Source organism: Chitinophaga eiseniae, assembly GCF_900167135.1.
GTDB classification, from domain to species: domain Bacteria; phylum Bacteroidota; class Bacteroidia; order Chitinophagales; family Chitinophagaceae; genus Chitinophaga; species Chitinophaga eiseniae.
Genome location: NZ_FUWZ01000001.1, coordinates 317,651 through 331,244, shown reverse-complemented (window position 1 = coordinate 331,244; position 13,594 = coordinate 317,651). Strand labels below are relative to the sequence as shown.

The window sequence follows — 13,594 nt, the reverse complement described above, 5'->3', positions numbered from 1 at the left end:
TTATTTCTTAGTTGCTTTTTTCTTACCAGCCACTGTCTTACGTTTACCTTTGCGGGTACGGCTGTTGGTACGTGTGCGCTGACCTCTTACCGGTAAGCCTTTCCTGTGACGCAGACCACGGTAGCAAGCGATATCCAGCAGACGCTTGATATTCATTTGTACCTCAGAACGCAGCTGACCCTCTACCTTAAACTCGCCGTTGATAATGTTACGGATGGCAGCTTGATCATCGTCATTCCAATCCTTCACTTTTTTGTTTACATCAATTTCCGCCTTGTTCAGGATATATTGGGCGGTAGAACGGCCTATACCAAAAATATAGGTGAGGCCAATTTCTCCTCTTTTATTTTTAGGAAGATCTATACCGGCTATACGTGCCATATTTATATTTTAGATTTTATGATTCTGATTAAAAAATCAAATTCCGCGGGGGACAAATTATCCCTGACGTTGTTTGAAACGAGGGTTCTTTTTGTTGATCACCAACAGAACACCTTTACGACGAACTATTTTACAATCCGCACTTCTTTTTTTGATTGCAGCTCTTACCTTCATGATGATTATTTTATAAAAGGTTATGTTTTTTGTTAATTTATCTGCCTTAATACACGAATCCGGGTCCCGCCTACTTGTATCTGAAAATTATACGGCCCCTTGACAAATCGTACGGGCTCATCTCCACTCCCACCTTATCTCCGGGCAGAATGCGTATATAGTGCATTCTCATTTTTCCAGAAATGGTGGCCAGGATCTCGTGCCCATTTTCCAGTTTTACACGGAACATAGCGTTTGACAAGGCTTCTAATATAATTCCATCCTGTTTAATGAGTGCCTGTTTTGCCATAAAAATTTTTAGGACTGCAAAGATAGCATTTATCTTTTGAAATAGAAAAATTTCCCTTAATTATTATTATTATTGCCGATCCGGTGATCAATGCCTGTCTATCGCTATTTAAAACCCCTTCACAATGAACCAAATACACTAACAGATTTTAGTAATTTGTGTTCAGTTCCGGGTTGTTTTTTTCCGCTTTTTCGATTTCCGTAAAGGAAGACAAGATATCCGGCTTGCCTTTTCCTACCGCCACGGTATGTTCGAAGTGAACGGAGGGGCTTCTGTCGCGTGTTACTACGGTCCAGCCGTCTTCCAGGTATTCCACATCTTTGGTGCGGAGGTTGATCATGGGTTCGATGGCGATGACGAGGCCTTCTTTCATGACAGGTCCTGCGCCGCGTTTGCCGTAGTTAGGCACCTGCGGGTCTTCATGGAGGTGACGGCCGAGGCCATGCCCTACCAGTTCCCTTACCACGCCGTAACCGCGTTCTTTCTCAGTATATTCCTGGATGGCATAGGAGATATCGCCGATGCGGTTTCCTACCACTGCCTTTTCGATGCCTTTATAGAGGGAAGCCTTGGTGGCAGCCATGAGGCGGCGTACATTTTCCGCCACGTTGCCGATCGCGAAAGTATAGGCGCTGTCGGCGTGGAAGCCGTTCATATACACGCCTACGTCTACGGTGAGGATATCGCCGTCTTTCAGCACATATTTGTTGGGGATACCGTGTACCACAGCCTCGTTCACTGAAATACAGCAGGCGTTGGGGAATCCTTTATAGTTTTTGAACGAAGGCACGGCTCCGTTTTCCACGATAAATTTGTCCGCCACCGCGTCTACGTCCAGTGTGCTCATTCCGGGTTTCAGGCTTTTGGCCACTTCGGCCAGGGCAGCGCTGAGGAGGAGGGCACTTTTACGGATCAGCTCTATTTCTTCCTTCGTCTTATAATGAATCATCTTTCGTAAGCTTTTCGCCGTCTGCCCTTTTGAAGGGGGCATTTGACGGCTTTAACAAAATATAATAGCCACCAAAGCGTAAGAGCTTCTGTGGCTATTTTATTGCGTTTGTGCGCATCAGGCACCGGGGCGCCCGGGCGGACAATAACTTATGCATTAGCCGGGGCAGTTCTGCCCTTGATGCGGCCGGTGCTCATGAGGCCATCGTAGTGGCGCATCAGGAGCTGGCTTTCGATCTGTTGCAGTGTATCAAGGATAACCCCTACCATGATGAGGAGGGAGGTACCACCGAAGAAGGTGGCGAAGTTGCTGTTAACCTTGAAGGCCGCTGCGAGACCTGGCATGATACCCACGATGGCCAGGAAGAATGCTCCCGGGAGGGTAATGCGGTCCATAACAGCACCGATATAATCAGCGGTTGCTTTTCCTGGTTTAACACCGGGAACGAAACCATTGTTGCGTTTCATTTCGTCCGCCATTTGGGTGGGGTTGAAAATCAGCGCAGTATAGAAATAAGTAAATACAATCACGAGAACAGCGTAGATCAGGTTGTACCAGCCATTAGTGTGGTCGCTGAAGATACGGACAAAGCCGGAGGCGCTTTCAGAGTTGGTAGCGAAGCCGATGGCCGTAGCAGGGATGAACATAATAGCCTGGGCGAAGATGATCGGCATTACACCGGCAGCATTCACCTTGAGGGGAATGAACTGGCGAACTCCGCCGTACTGTTTGTTGCCCACAATACGTTTGGCATAGTTAACGGGAATTTTCCGGGTACCCTGAACGAGCAGGATGAGGCCCACGGTGATCATGATGAATACCGCGATTTCGATCAGGAAGAGGATAGGACCGCCGGAGCCGGCCACTTTGGAGGAGAATTCCCCGATCAGGGCTTGCGGGAGGCGGGCGAGGATGCCCATCATGATGATAATGGAAGTACCGTTACCAATACCTTTATCTGTGATCTTTTCACCGAGCCACATCACGAACAGGGTACCTGCGGTGAGGACGATGGTGGTAGAGAGCCAGAAGAAGAAGGTACCGTATTCCGGAATAATAGCGCTACCTGACTGATTACGCAGATAAGCTACGTAAGCACTTGCCTGGAATCCGGTTACCACTACCGTCAGTATGCGGGTATACTGGTTGATTTTTTTGCGGCCGCTTTCTCCTTCCTTCTGTAGTTTCTGGAAGTAAGGCACTGCTATGGTCAGTAACTGAATAGCAATGGAGGCGGAGATGTAGGGCATGATGCCCAATGCAAAAATAGAGGCCCTTGAAAACGATCCGCCGGCAAACATGTTTACCAGCCCCAGAATGCCCTGGTTAGAATTTTTTTCAAAGTCGGTGAGCGCGTTTGCATCAATACCGGGCAAGGCTATATACGATCCAACACGGTAAATGAGGACCAGGAGCAGGGTAGTTAAGATGCGATTACGCAGGTCCTCGATACTCCAGATATTCTTAATCGTTTCGATAAATTTCTTCACAGGAAGATAAAGGTTTAATAGCGCTATTAAATATGAAAAGACGCACTACTCCGTAGGCGTCTCCTCAGTCGTAAAGTCTTATACCAGTTCTACTGATCCACCTGTTGATTCGATGGCCTGTTTAGCTTTTTCGCTGATAGCGTTTACTTTAACAGTCACCTTGGATTTCAGTTCCCCGTTAGCCAGAATTTTCACTTTAGCTGTCCGGTTTACCAGGCCATTCATGTACAGGTTTTCGAGGTTGAATTCCTGCAGGCCATATTTTTCAACTAAGTGGTCAATCTGACCCAGGTTGAAGATGGTGTATTCCTCGCGGTTGTTGTTTTTGAAACCGCGTTTAGGCATACGGCGCTGGATGGGCATCTGGCCACCTTCAAAGCCTCTTTTGCTGGCGTAACCGGCGCGTTGCTGGATACCTTTGTTACCTTTTGTAGAGGTACCACCTTTACCGGAAGCCTCACCACGTCCGAGACGTTTTTCTTTATGTACGGCGCCTTTAGCAGGCTTTAATGAATGCAGATTCATAATTTAATTGTTTTTACTTACGCGGAAATTAACCGCTCGCATTTAAATTGTAAAAAGTATGACTTTGTAAAGTTACAAATGTAAAAGTAAGATTATCAGCAGACAATCCCACAGCAGTGTTACTTAATTATTAAGCATTCACTGTTTCTACTTTTACCAGATGGTCTACTTTACGTACCATTCCCAGGACCTGAGGAGTAGCTTCTACTTCAACAGTAGCGTTCATTTTAGTCAGCCCCAGCGCCTTCAAGGTCAGTTTCTGCCTTTCAGGACGGTCAATACCACTTTTTACCTGAGTGATCTTAATCTTTGCCATAAACCCCTATCCGCCGAAGGCGGAGTAATTTAATTGTTAATAATTGAGTGTCAATATATCCCGGAGGAAATATGTTTACACCGGAAGATCGCCTGTAAGGGAGATTAACCGTTGAAAACTTTCTTCAGGGAGATGCTTCTGGTTCTGGCTACGCTCACTGGTTCGCGTAACAGGCCCAGCGCTTTGAAAGTAGCTTTCACCACGTTGTGCGGGTTGGCAGAACCCAGGGATTTAGCCAGTACGTCGGTAACGCCTGCGCTTTCCAGTACTGCACGCATAGAACCACCAGCGATCACACCGGTACCGTGAGCAGCCGGTTTGATCAATACTTTGGCAGCACCTTCTTTCGCGAACTGGTCGTGAGGGATAGTACCGTGCATTACCGGAACCTTGATCAGGTTCTTTTTAGCATCGTCTATACCTTTGGTGATAGCCTGCTGTACTTCTTTCGCTTTACCAAGGCCATGACCTACCACGCCGTTTTCATTACCTACTACAACCAGTGCGGAGAAACTAAAAGTACGACCGCCTTTGGTGGTTTTGGTAACACGGTTGATCGCCACTACTTTTTCTTTCAGCTCCAGATCACCGGCCTTTACTTTATTGAATGAATTCTTTGCCATTTTATTTTATAAGAATTACTTGTTCAGAATGATAAAATTAGGACCCAGGATTAGAACTGGAGACCACCTTCTCTTGCTCCGTCAGCTACACTTTTAATGCGGCCGTGGTATAAATACCCGCTTCTGTCGAAAATGCAGGTGGTGAGGCCTAAAGCGGTTGCTTTCTGAGCCAGCGCCATACCTACCAGTCTGGATTTCTCGGATTTGGTACCGGATTGTGCTTTGATATCTTTATCACGGGAAGAAGCGGATGCCAGGGTAGTACCGTTGGTATCGTCGATCAGCTGTACGTAGATATCGCTGTTGCTGCGAAATACAGACAATCTTGGTGCTTTGGCAGTACCGGAGATCTTTTTACGGATGCGGTAGCGGATTTTTTCCCTTCTGCTAACTTTTGTGCTCATTGTGAGTTTTATTTTATTATCCCGATGCTGCCGGGATATGTTAAAACCAGCTAACCAGCCGGGGGCTGATTAGCTAGTTAAAAATTATTTACCTGCTGACTTACCAGCTTTCTTACGAACCACTTCATCGCTGTAGCGAACACCTTTACCTTTGTACGGTTCAGGTTTGCGGAGGCTGCGGATTTTGGCAGCAACCTGGCCCAGCAGTTGGTTATCGGAACCTTCCAGCATAATTTTAGGGTTCTGACCTTTTTCAGTCAGGGTAGCCACTTTCAATTCTTTTGGAATTTCGATCACGATATTGTGGGAGTAACCCAGAGACAGGTCCAGCAGCTGACCATTGTTGGCAGCTTTGTAACCCACACCAACCAGTTCGAGTTGTTTTTTGAAACCGTCTGTAACACCAGTCACCATGTTAGCGATGAGTGCGCGGGTCAGGCCGTGCAGTGCTTTGTGGCGGATCTGGTCTGTAGGACGGGTTACCGTCAATACTCCGTCTTTCACTTCTATTTTCAGGTCTCTGTCGATGGTTCTTTTCAGTTCACCTTTAGGACCTTTAACAGTAACTTCATTAGCCGGGGAAACGGTTACCGTAACGCCGCCGGCCAATTTGATAGGAGCTTTACCTATACGTGACATAACTTGAGTTTAAGTATAATTTTGATAATTGTTTCGCGGTTATCTGTGTTCAGCGCCGTATAGAAAGCTTAATTGTCAGAAAACCGTTGGGGCTTACCGGAAGCATAAGTTCCTGTAAGCCAATATATTAATAAACGTAGCAAACTACTTCGCCGCCTACGTTCTGCGCTTTCGCTTCTTTATCGGTCATTACGCCTTTGGAAGTGGAGATGATCGCTACACCGAGACCATTTTTCACGCGTTTGAACTCTTCAGGTTTAGCGTATTGACGCAGACCCGGACGGCTGATGCGTTGCAGTTCCTTGATAGCGGGTTCTTTGGTTTGAGGATCGTATTTCAGGGCTATTTTGATAACGCCTTGTTTGTTGTCCTCTTCGAATTTGTACTTCAGGATATAACCTTTATCGTACAGAATTTCTGTAATACGTTTTTTCAGCTTGGAAGCCGGAATTTCCACGATCCTGTGGGTGGCCATTTGCGCGTTCCGGATTCTGGTCAGGAAGTCTGCTATTGGATCAGTAACCATTGTTGTAATAGTTTGAATAATGTTTACAATGCGATATCCAATCGAAAGAGATGGGAATCAAATAACTTTAATTGTCGATTTTTTGATTTCGGAATTTTCTGATTTCGGTTTAAAAAATCAAAAAATCGAAAATCAAAAAATCAATTTTTTACCAGCTGGCTTTAGTTACGCCAGGGATTTTACCTGCGAGTGCCAGGTCGCGGAACATGTTCCTGCAGAGGCCGAAGTGACGCATGTATCCTTTAGGACGACCGGTCAGCTGGCATCTGTTTTTCAGACGAACAGGAGAAGCGTTTTTAGGAAGTTGGTCCAGTGCAGCGTAGTCACCGGCAGCTTTCAGGGCAGCGCGCTTTTCAGCGTATCTTGCTACCATGGCTTCTCTTTTCCTTTGTCTGGCTTTTACGGATTCTTTTGCCATAATTATATTATCGTTTCGAATTACTGATTATCTTTTTTCATGTTCCTGAACGGCATCCCCATTTCTTTCAGCAGCTCGTAAGCTTCTTCGTTGGTTTTAGCCGTAGTAACGAAAGTGATATCCATGCCGGACATTTTTGTTACTTTATCGATATCGATCTCAGGGAAGATGATTTGTTCGGTGATACCCATGGTGTAGTTACCGCGGCCGTCGAACGCTTTTTCGTTGATGCCTTTGAAGTCACGTACACGAGGCAGGGAAACGGAAACCAGGCGGTCCAGGAAGTCAAACATGTTGGTGCTGCGCAGTGTTACGCGGGCGCCGATTGGCATGTTTTTTCTCAGTTTAAAGTTAGAGATATCCTTTTTGGACAGGGTGGCAACTGCTTTCTGGCCGGAGATGCGTGTCATTTCGTCCACAGCGATGTCTACCAGTTTTTTATCACCCACGGCACCATTGATACCCTGGTTCAGGCAAATTTTCACCAGACGGGGAACCTGCATTACACTTTTGTAGTTGAATTTCTTCATCAGTGCAGGTGCCACTTCGTCGAAGTATTTTTTCTGCAGTCTTGGAGTATATTTAGTGTTTGCCATTATTTAATTACCTCCCCTGATTTTTTAGCGATACGAATTAATTTACCGTTTTCCCGCTGTCTGTTCACACGGGTAGGTTTACCAGCTTTGGCATCCCACAGCATCACGTTGGAGATAGCAATCGGCGCTTCCTGCTTAACGATACCACCTTTGGTGTTCTGCGCAGTAGGCTTGGTATGCTTGGTAATAATGTTAACGCCTTCTACAAGAACGCGGCCTTGTTCAGGGTGAACTTCCAGCACTTTGCGTGCTTTGGTCCTGTCCTTGTCGTCACCGGCAATCACCGCAACCAGGTCGCCCTTCTTAATGTTGAATTTAGGCTTAAATCTAGTTTTCATCACTTTGATTTATTTATAAACGCCAAGCGAAACAATTGTTTCGCTTGATTAATGTTTTGTCTCGTTTTGCAAACGGGCTGCAAAGATAAGAAATATTTACAAATTTTGGGATTTACGAATTTTTTGATGGTCATCGCCAAATTCTGAAATCCCAAAATCTCAATATTATTATAATACCTCAGGAGCGAGGGAGATAATTTTCATATACCCCTTGTCTCTCAGTTCACGGGCAACCGGACCGAAAATACGGGTACCGCGTGGTTCGTCTGAGTTATTGAGCAGTACAACCGCGTTGTCGTCGAAACGGATATAGGAACCGTCTTTACGGCGTAATTTGTTTTTGGTTCTTACGATTACCGCTTTGGTAACCATACCTTTTTTAGCGCCGCCACCTGGAATTGCGTCCTTAACGGTCACTACAATTTTATCGCCTACTTTAGCGTAGTCCTGACCGGAGTTGCCCAGTACGCGGATGCAAAGTACTTCTTTGGCACCACTGTTATCGGCTACGCTCAGTCTTGATTCTTGTTGTATCATCGTAATGATTTTTTAATCAGCGGCTGAAGCCGGGGAAGCCGGCAGCAGCATGAAACACTTGATAAATTATTTTACTTTTTCGATAATTTCTACCAGTCTCCAGCATTTGTTTTTGCTCAGAGGGCGGGTTTCCGCGATTTTCACGGTATCGCCGATGCTGCACTCGTTTTTATCGTCGTGCGCCATGAACTTGGTAGTTTTTTTAACGAATTTACCATAGATAGGGTGCTTCACTTTACGTTCCACCTTAACAGTAATGGTTTTATCCATTTTGTTGCTGGCCACCACACCAATCCTGGTTTTTCTTAATTGTCTTTCGGTCGTCATTGTTGAAAGTATTTAATCCTCCGGGGGAGGTTAATTTTGTTATACGAATGCTTAGAAGCCCAGTTGTTTTTTACGCAGTTCGGTTTGCATACGGGCGATATCGCGTCTCACAGAGCGGATGCTCATGGGATTTTCGATGGGCGTAATTGCATGACCGAATTTCATTTTCTTCAGGCGCAGCTCTTCCGCAGAGATTTTCTCCTGGAGATCCTGAATGCTCAGGCCGTTCAGATCCAGCTTTTCTTTTGCCATTTGTATTTTATTTGGTCCGTTTACAGCGTGAGCGGCAAACGGGTGATATTAGTGATTGATAGTAATTAAGCAACGTAGTCGCGGCTGGTTACAAATTTTACTTTGATGGGCAGTTTTTGTGCTGCGAGTTCCATCGCTTCTTTCGCTACCTGTAAGGGCACGCCGTCTGCTTCAAATAAAATTCTGCCTGGTTTTACTACTGCTGCCCAATGGTCCGGTGCACCTTTACCTTTACCCATCCTTACTTCCAGTGGTTTGGCAGTGATTGGTTTGTCAGGGAATATGCGGATCCAAACGTTACCTTCACGTTTCATGTGTCTGGTGAGGGCGACACGGGCAGCTTCGATCTGCCGGTCGGTGATCCACTTAGGTTCTAATGCTTTAAGACCGAATGTACCAAAGGAGAGGGTAGCGCCTCTTTTAGCGTTCCCTTTGATGCGGCCTTTGTGCATCTTCCTGTGTTTCACTCTTTTTGGCTGTAACATCGTCTGTATTGTTAATGTTAATAGTAATTGTTAATGTTTGCTCTGCCTGCAGGGATTATCTGCGGCCACCGCCACGGTTTTCACCGCCTCTTCTGTCTCCTCCGCGATGTTCTCTTCTGTCACCGTGTTCTCTTCTGTCTCCACCGTGTTCACGTCCACCGCCGCGGTTGTCGCCTTCTTTGCCGGTCAGCACGTTCGGGTTCAGGTCGCGTTTGCCGAGTACTTCACCTTTACAGATCCATACTTTGATACCGATTTTACCGTATACAGTCAAAGCGAACAGGGAAGCGTAGTCGATGTCCATGCGATAAGTATGCAGGGGCACACGACCTTGTTTCACTTCTTCCGCGCGGGCGATTTCAGCCCCACCCAGACGGCCGCTTACTTTAATTTTGATACCTTCAGCTCCCATTCTCAGTGCAGTAGCGATTGCCATTTTGATAGCGCGTTTGTAGTTGATACGGCTTTCGATTTGTTTGGCAATAGTTTCGGCAACGATGTTCGCATCCATTTCAGGACGGCGGATTTCGAGAATATTGATCTGTACGTCTTCTTTACCAGTCAGTTTTTTCAGTTCTTCCTTGATGCGATCAACTTCATTACCACCTTTACCTATGATGATACCTGGTTTGGAAGTATGCACAGTGACGATCAACTTACCTAAAGTTCTTTCAATCACAACTCTGGAGATGCCGCCTTTGTTGATGCGGGCATTCAGATAAGTTCTGATCTTGTTGTCTTCGATCAGTTTGGTAGCAAAATCTTTTTTGCTGCCATACCAATTAGAGTCCCATCCTCTGATGATACCTAACCTGTTACCAATAGGATTTGTTTTCTGACCCATGTTCTGGTTATTTGTCTATTAGTTTAATAGTATTAATTTATCTCTCTTTGGTATGAAACGCTTACTGTGCATTTTTACCATCTACCACAATCGTAACGTGGTTACTTCTCTTGCGGATACGGTAACCTCTGCCTTGTGGAGCGGGGCGCATTCTTTTCAGGGTGCGGCCGCCGTCTACGAAGATAGTTTTAACGATCAGGTTGGCATCTTCTACCCTTGCACCTTCATTCTTCACTTTCCAGTTTGCGATAGCGGATACCAGCAGTTTTTCCAACGGAACGCTGGGGTGCTTTGGATGGAATTTCAAAATATTCAAAGCTTTCTCCACATCCAGGCCGCGGATTAAGTCTGCCAGCAAACGCATTTTGCGGGTAGATGTGGGATTATTGTTCAGCTTAGCTACTGCTTCCATTGTTATTAATTTCTTTTATTATTTAATGTCTGACGTCTGGAGTTTGAGATTGGGCTTGAGCCTTCTCAAACCTCAAACCTCAGACTATAATTTACATTTTCTTGTTAGCGTGTCCTCTGAAGTTACGTGTAGGTGCAAATTCGCCCAGTTTGTGGCCAACCATAAATTCCGTTACATATACCGGAATGAATTTGTTGCCATTGTGAACAGCGAAAGTGTGACCAACAAAATCAGGAGTAATAGTAGAACGGCGGCTCCAGGTTTTGATAACTGTGCGCTTGGTGCCAGCGTTCATTTTTTCAACTTTAGTCTCTAATTTCTGGTCTACGTAAGGACCTTTTCTTATGGAACGAGCCATGTCTTCTTATTTATGATTTTTCAAATTTGGGTCCCGGGTTAGCAGGACCCGAATTCCGAAATATTATAATTTTTTACCGTTTTTCCTGCTGATGATCAGTTTATCAGAGCTCTTATGCGGTTTTCTGGTTTTCAGACCTTTCGCATATTTGCCTGTTCTGGATCTTGGATGGCCGCCGGAAGATTTACCTTCACCACCACCCATCGGGTGATCTACAGGGTTCATGGCCACACCACGGTTGCGGGGACGGATACCTCTCCAACGGTTGGCACCTGCTTTACCGATAGATTGCAGGGCATGGTCGGAGTTGGATACTGTACCTACGGTTGCCATGCAGGTGTTCAGCACTTTGCGCAGTTCACCGGAAGGCATTTTCAGTACAGCGTATCTTTCTTCCTTGTTCGACAGCTGGGCGTAGGCGCCGGCGCTTCTTGCGATAGCACCGCCTTTACCAGGCTGCAGTTCAATATTGTGTACCACGGTACCCAGCGGCATGTTTTTCAGCGGCAGGGCGTTACCTACTTCAGGAGCAGCAGTTTCACCGCTGATAACGGTGCTGCCTACCTGGAGGCCTTGTGGTGCGATGATATAACGTTTTTCACCGTCTGCATAGCTAACCAGTGCGATGAAGGCGCTACGGTTTGGATCGTATTCGATAGATTTAACAGTAGCGGGGATATTTACTTTTTCACGCTTAAAGTCTACCACACGGTAGGCTTTTTTGTGACCGCCACCGATGTAGCGCATAGACATCCTACCCTGAGCGTTTCTACCGCCGCTTCTTTTAGCGGGCTCGAGCAGGCTTTTTTCGGGGGTATCCGTAGTCAGCTCAGCGTAAGCGTTGCCTATTTTCCAGCGGGTACCGGCCGTCATTGGTTTGAACTTCTTCAGTGCCATTACTTCCTAAAAAGTTAAATGTTATTGATAATTATAAATCGTGATCTGTATATACATCCACATCCCGGCTGTTCAGGCCGGAACGGCACTACATGTTAGCATACAGATCTATAGTTTCATTGGATGCGAGGGTAATGATCGCCTTTTTGTAAGACGGTTTTTTACCTGCAATGAAACCGGCTTTTGTAAAGCGGAATTTAGCTTTACCCGGCATTACGGCAGTATTCACATCCTGTACAGTTACACCGTAGAACTCTTCCACTGCTTTTTTGATCTCCAGTTTGTTGGCTTTTTTGTCAACAATGAAGTAGTAGCGGTTGAATTTTTCGGTGGCTTTATTCACCTTTTCGGTTACTACCGGTTTGATTAAAACGTCTGAAAGTTTCATCTTCTTTATAGCTTATAGCTTTTAAGCTGTGAGCTTGTAGCTTTGTTATTGAATTGGTTTACAACACCTTACGCTTCTGCAGGCTCTTCAGTGAAGATTTTAGCAGCGCTTTCTGTGAACACGAGGTAGTTGCTGTTCATGATATCATAAGTATTGATATCGCTCAGCATAGCGCCGTCCACAGTAGGGATGTTTCTTAAAGACAGATAAACGCTATCATTGTATTCCGGTGTGATGAACATAGTCTTCTTACCGTCTACATTGATGTTCAGGTTCTTTAAGATACCAACGAATTGTTTGGTTTTAGGAGCCTGCAGCGCCAGGTCTTCAACGATGATGATGCTGTTTTCTTTAGCTTTTACTGACAGGGCGGAGATCTTAGCGAGATCTTTCACTTTTCTGTTCAGTTTGATGCTCCAGCTGTGCGGTTTGGGACCGAAGATGGTACCACCACCTTTATACAGCGGGTTACGGATGTTACCTTTACGGGCACCACCGGTACCTTTTTGTTTGTGCAGTTTGCGGGAAGCACCTTTTACTTCAGCTCTGGTTTTTACCTTGTGGGTACCCTGACGCTGAGCGGCGAGATACTGTTTAACAGCCAGGTAGATGACGTGGTTGTTAGGTTCTACACCAAAGATCTCCTCAGGAAGTTCGATGGATCTTCCGGTTTTCTTACCTTCTATATTTAAAATATCAAGTTGCATGTTACTTCTGGATTAAAACGATTGAACCATTGTGGCCGGGAACGGAACCACTTACCAGGATATAATTCTTTTCAGGGAATATTTTCAGGATCTTCAGACCTTTCACTTTCACTCTTTCGTTACCTGTCTGGCCGGCCATACGCATGCCCTTGAAAACGCGGGAAGGATAGGAGGAACCGCCTACAGAACCAGGAGCCCTGCTTCTGTCGTGCTGGCCGTGGGTGGCTTCACCCACACCGCTAAAACCGTGGCGTTTTACAACGCCCTGGAAACCTTTACCTTTGGAAGTGCCTACAACGTCAATAGATTCACCTTCTGCGAAGATTTCGCAGGTGATAATTTCACCGAGGGCTTTCTGTACGTCCGGGTTGCGGAATTCTTTAACAAAACGTTTGGGAGAGGTGCTTGCTTTCGCGAAGTGATTGAGCTCAGCTTTTGTAGTGTGTTTTTCTTTCTTCTCACCGAAAGAAACCTGAATTGCATTGTAACCATCTGATTCCAGGCTTTTTACCTGAGTTACAACGTTGGGACCTGCTTCGATAATGGTACAAGCAGTTTGCTTACCATTGGACTCGAAGATACTGGTCATACCAATCTTTTTACCAATAATACCTTTCATTTTATATATGATTTTACCCAGCGCCTGGGGGATTTCCAGCTATCCCCAGGATGGGCGGTTAAATACATTTATTGGGCGGCCGCCCAGAAGGCGCGACCTA

Annotated in this window: 25 protein-coding genes; all 25 read right to left on the bottom strand. The window is 45.8% G+C overall.

Going from position 1 to position 13,594, the window contains the following annotated elements; all coding sequences use genetic code 11:
- Positions 1 to 381, bottom strand: coding sequence for a 30S ribosomal protein S13 (gene rpsM, locus B5D63_RS01410; RefSeq protein WP_078666996.1), 381 nt, complete (start codon positions 379 to 381; stop codon positions 1 to 3).
- Positions 382 to 438: 57 nt separating this feature from the next.
- Complete coding sequence (gene rpmJ / locus B5D63_RS01405; protein WP_073083232.1) at positions 439 to 555, bottom strand: 50S ribosomal protein L36; 117 nt, start codon at positions 553 to 555, stop codon at positions 439 to 441.
- 70 nt (positions 556 to 625) lie between these two features.
- Positions 626 to 844 carry a translation initiation factor IF-1 gene (gene infA, locus B5D63_RS01400; protein ID WP_012789309.1) on the bottom strand — a complete coding sequence of 73 codons (219 nt, stop codon included), beginning with the start codon at positions 842 to 844 and terminating at the stop codon, positions 626 to 628.
- A gap of 148 nt (positions 845 to 992) precedes the next feature.
- Positions 993 to 1,793 (bottom strand): type I methionyl aminopeptidase, encoded by an 801-nt coding sequence (gene map, locus B5D63_RS01395; RefSeq protein ID WP_078666995.1) that lies wholly within the window; start codon positions 1,791 to 1,793, stop codon positions 993 to 995.
- A gap of 149 nt (positions 1,794 to 1,942) precedes the next feature.
- Positions 1,943 to 3,283, bottom strand: coding sequence for a preprotein translocase subunit SecY (gene secY, locus B5D63_RS01390; protein WP_078666994.1), 1,341 nt, complete (start codon positions 3,281 to 3,283; stop codon positions 1,943 to 1,945).
- A 78-nt stretch (positions 3,284 to 3,361) separates the two neighbouring features.
- Entirely contained in the window at positions 3,362 to 3,808 is a 447-nt protein-coding gene (gene rplO, locus B5D63_RS01385) for a 50S ribosomal protein L15 (RefSeq protein WP_078666993.1), read from the bottom strand.
- Between the two features lie 130 nt (positions 3,809 to 3,938).
- A complete protein-coding gene (gene rpmD / locus B5D63_RS01380) occupies positions 3,939 to 4,124 on the bottom strand; it encodes a 50S ribosomal protein L30 (protein ID WP_078666992.1) in 186 nt (61 codons plus the stop codon).
- 104 nt (positions 4,125 to 4,228) lie between these two features.
- Complete coding sequence (rpsE, locus tag B5D63_RS01375) at positions 4,229 to 4,747, bottom strand: 30S ribosomal protein S5 (RefSeq protein WP_078666991.1); 519 nt, start codon at positions 4,745 to 4,747, stop codon at positions 4,229 to 4,231.
- Positions 4,748 to 4,797: 50 nt separating this feature from the next.
- The gene (rplR, locus tag B5D63_RS01370) at positions 4,798 to 5,151 is read right to left on the bottom strand and encodes a 50S ribosomal protein L18 (protein WP_078666990.1); all 354 of its coding nucleotides are present in this window, start codon (positions 5,149 to 5,151) and stop codon (positions 4,798 to 4,800) included.
- A gap of 84 nt (positions 5,152 to 5,235) precedes the next feature.
- Entirely contained in the window at positions 5,236 to 5,790 is a 555-nt protein-coding gene (gene rplF, locus B5D63_RS01365; RefSeq protein ID WP_078666989.1) for a 50S ribosomal protein L6, read from the bottom strand.
- Positions 5,791 to 5,917: 127 nt separating this feature from the next.
- The gene (gene rpsH, locus B5D63_RS01360; RefSeq protein ID WP_078666988.1) at positions 5,918 to 6,316 is read right to left on the bottom strand and encodes a 30S ribosomal protein S8; all 399 of its coding nucleotides are present in this window, start codon (positions 6,314 to 6,316) and stop codon (positions 5,918 to 5,920) included.
- 148 nt (positions 6,317 to 6,464) lie between these two features.
- On the bottom strand, positions 6,465 to 6,734 hold the full coding sequence (gene rpsN / locus B5D63_RS01355) for a 30S ribosomal protein S14 (RefSeq protein WP_078666987.1): 270 nt from the start codon (positions 6,732 to 6,734) through the stop codon (positions 6,465 to 6,467).
- A gap of 20 nt (positions 6,735 to 6,754) precedes the next feature.
- A complete protein-coding gene (gene rplE, locus B5D63_RS01350) occupies positions 6,755 to 7,330 on the bottom strand; it encodes a 50S ribosomal protein L5 (protein WP_078666986.1) in 576 nt (191 codons plus the stop codon).
- Positions 7,330 to 7,668: a 50S ribosomal protein L24 gene (gene rplX / locus B5D63_RS01345; RefSeq protein WP_078666985.1), complete on the bottom strand. Its 339-nt coding sequence runs from the start codon at positions 7,666 to 7,668 to the stop codon at positions 7,330 to 7,332. The genes rplE and rplX overlap by 1 nt, the downstream gene beginning before the upstream one ends.
- A 168-nt stretch (positions 7,669 to 7,836) precedes the next feature.
- Positions 7,837 to 8,205, bottom strand: a complete 369-nt coding sequence (gene rplN, locus B5D63_RS01340) for a 50S ribosomal protein L14 (protein WP_078666984.1) — start codon at positions 8,203 to 8,205, stop codon at positions 7,837 to 7,839.
- A 66-nt stretch (positions 8,206 to 8,271) separates the two neighbouring features.
- Positions 8,272 to 8,532, bottom strand: a complete 261-nt coding sequence (gene rpsQ, locus B5D63_RS01335; RefSeq protein ID WP_078666983.1) for a 30S ribosomal protein S17 — start codon at positions 8,530 to 8,532, stop codon at positions 8,272 to 8,274.
- Positions 8,533 to 8,583: 51 nt separating this feature from the next.
- Positions 8,584 to 8,784, bottom strand: coding sequence for a 50S ribosomal protein L29 (gene rpmC / locus B5D63_RS01330; protein ID WP_078666982.1), 201 nt, complete (start codon positions 8,782 to 8,784; stop codon positions 8,584 to 8,586).
- 65 nt (positions 8,785 to 8,849) lie between these two features.
- Positions 8,850 to 9,269 carry a 50S ribosomal protein L16 gene (gene rplP, locus B5D63_RS01325; RefSeq protein ID WP_078666981.1) on the bottom strand — a complete coding sequence of 140 codons (420 nt, stop codon included), beginning with the start codon at positions 9,267 to 9,269 and terminating at the stop codon, positions 8,850 to 8,852.
- A gap of 55 nt (positions 9,270 to 9,324) precedes the next feature.
- The gene (rpsC, locus tag B5D63_RS01320) at positions 9,325 to 10,113 is read right to left on the bottom strand and encodes a 30S ribosomal protein S3 (RefSeq protein ID WP_078666980.1); all 789 of its coding nucleotides are present in this window, start codon (positions 10,111 to 10,113) and stop codon (positions 9,325 to 9,327) included.
- Positions 10,114 to 10,174: 61 nt separating this feature from the next.
- The gene (rplV, locus tag B5D63_RS01315; protein ID WP_078666979.1) at positions 10,175 to 10,525 is read right to left on the bottom strand and encodes a 50S ribosomal protein L22; all 351 of its coding nucleotides are present in this window, start codon (positions 10,523 to 10,525) and stop codon (positions 10,175 to 10,177) included.
- 91 nt (positions 10,526 to 10,616) lie between these two features.
- Complete coding sequence (rpsS, locus tag B5D63_RS01310; RefSeq protein WP_078666978.1) at positions 10,617 to 10,883, bottom strand: 30S ribosomal protein S19; 267 nt, start codon at positions 10,881 to 10,883, stop codon at positions 10,617 to 10,619.
- Positions 10,884 to 10,946: 63 nt separating this feature from the next.
- Positions 10,947 to 11,780, bottom strand: coding sequence for a 50S ribosomal protein L2 (gene rplB / locus B5D63_RS01305; protein ID WP_078666977.1), 834 nt, complete (start codon positions 11,778 to 11,780; stop codon positions 10,947 to 10,949).
- An 88-nt stretch (positions 11,781 to 11,868) separates the two neighbouring features.
- Complete coding sequence (gene rplW / locus B5D63_RS01300; protein ID WP_078666976.1) at positions 11,869 to 12,168, bottom strand: 50S ribosomal protein L23; 300 nt, start codon at positions 12,166 to 12,168, stop codon at positions 11,869 to 11,871.
- Between the two features lie 68 nt (positions 12,169 to 12,236).
- Positions 12,237 to 12,875, bottom strand: a complete 639-nt coding sequence (gene rplD, locus B5D63_RS01295; protein ID WP_078666975.1) for a 50S ribosomal protein L4 — start codon at positions 12,873 to 12,875, stop codon at positions 12,237 to 12,239.
- Position 12,876: 1 nt separating this feature from the next.
- Positions 12,877 to 13,494 (bottom strand): 50S ribosomal protein L3, encoded by a 618-nt coding sequence (rplC, locus tag B5D63_RS01290; protein WP_078666974.1) that lies wholly within the window; start codon positions 13,492 to 13,494, stop codon positions 12,877 to 12,879.
- Positions 13,495 to 13,594 lie beyond the last annotated feature (100 nt).

Coding starts and splice junctions, on each gene's coding strand:
- rpsM (WP_078666996.1), bottom strand. CDS start 381: ATGGCACGTATAGCCGGTATAGATCTTCCTAAAAATAAAAGAGGAGAA.
- rpmJ (WP_073083232.1), bottom strand. CDS start 555: ATGAAGGTAAGAGCTGCAATCAAAAAAAGAAGTGCGGATTGTAAAATA.
- infA (WP_012789309.1), bottom strand. CDS start 844: ATGGCAAAACAGGCACTCATTAAACAGGATGGAATTATATTAGAAGCC.
- map (WP_078666995.1), bottom strand. CDS start 1,793: ATGATTCATTATAAGACGAAGGAAGAAATAGAGCTGATCCGTAAAAGT.
- rplO (WP_078666993.1), bottom strand. CDS start 3,808: ATGAATCTGCATTCATTAAAGCCTGCTAAAGGCGCCGTACATAAAGAA.
- rpmD (WP_078666992.1), bottom strand. CDS start 4,124: ATGGCAAAGATTAAGATCACTCAGGTAAAAAGTGGTATTGACCGTCCT.
- rpsE (WP_078666991.1), bottom strand. CDS start 4,747: ATGGCAAAGAATTCATTCAATAAAGTAAAGGCCGGTGATCTGGAGCTG.
- rplR (WP_078666990.1), bottom strand. CDS start 5,151: ATGAGCACAAAAGTTAGCAGAAGGGAAAAAATCCGCTACCGCATCCGT.
- rplF (WP_078666989.1), bottom strand. CDS start 5,790: ATGTCACGTATAGGTAAAGCTCCTATCAAATTGGCCGGCGGCGTTACG.
- rpsH (WP_078666988.1), bottom strand. CDS start 6,316: ATGGTTACTGATCCAATAGCAGACTTCCTGACCAGAATCCGGAACGCG.
- rpsN (WP_078666987.1), bottom strand. CDS start 6,734: ATGGCAAAAGAATCCGTAAAAGCCAGACAAAGGAAAAGAGAAGCCATG.
- rplE (WP_078666986.1), bottom strand. CDS start 7,330: ATGGCAAACACTAAATATACTCCAAGACTGCAGAAAAAATACTTCGAC.
- rplX (WP_078666985.1), bottom strand. CDS start 7,668: ATGAAAACTAGATTTAAGCCTAAATTCAACATTAAGAAGGGCGACCTG.
- rplN (WP_078666984.1), bottom strand. CDS start 8,205: ATGATACAACAAGAATCAAGACTGAGCGTAGCCGATAACAGTGGTGCC.
- rpsQ (WP_078666983.1), bottom strand. CDS start 8,532: ATGACGACCGAAAGACAATTAAGAAAAACCAGGATTGGTGTGGTGGCC.
- rpmC (WP_078666982.1), bottom strand. CDS start 8,784: ATGGCAAAAGAAAAGCTGGATCTGAACGGCCTGAGCATTCAGGATCTC.
- rplP (WP_078666981.1), bottom strand. CDS start 9,269: ATGTTACAGCCAAAAAGAGTGAAACACAGGAAGATGCACAAAGGCCGC.
- rpsC (WP_078666980.1), bottom strand. CDS start 10,113: ATGGGTCAGAAAACAAATCCTATTGGTAACAGGTTAGGTATCATCAGA.
- rplV (WP_078666979.1), bottom strand. CDS start 10,525: ATGGAAGCAGTAGCTAAGCTGAACAATAATCCCACATCTACCCGCAAA.
- rpsS (WP_078666978.1), bottom strand. CDS start 10,883: ATGGCTCGTTCCATAAGAAAAGGTCCTTACGTAGACCAGAAATTAGAG.
- rplB (WP_078666977.1), bottom strand. CDS start 11,780: ATGGCACTGAAGAAGTTCAAACCAATGACGGCCGGTACCCGCTGGAAA.
- rplW (WP_078666976.1), bottom strand. CDS start 12,168: ATGAAACTTTCAGACGTTTTAATCAAACCGGTAGTAACCGAAAAGGTG.
- rplD (WP_078666975.1), bottom strand. CDS start 12,875: ATGCAACTTGATATTTTAAATATAGAAGGTAAGAAAACCGGAAGATCC.
- rplC (WP_078666974.1), bottom strand. CDS start 13,494: ATGAAAGGTATTATTGGTAAAAAGATTGGTATGACCAGTATCTTCGAG.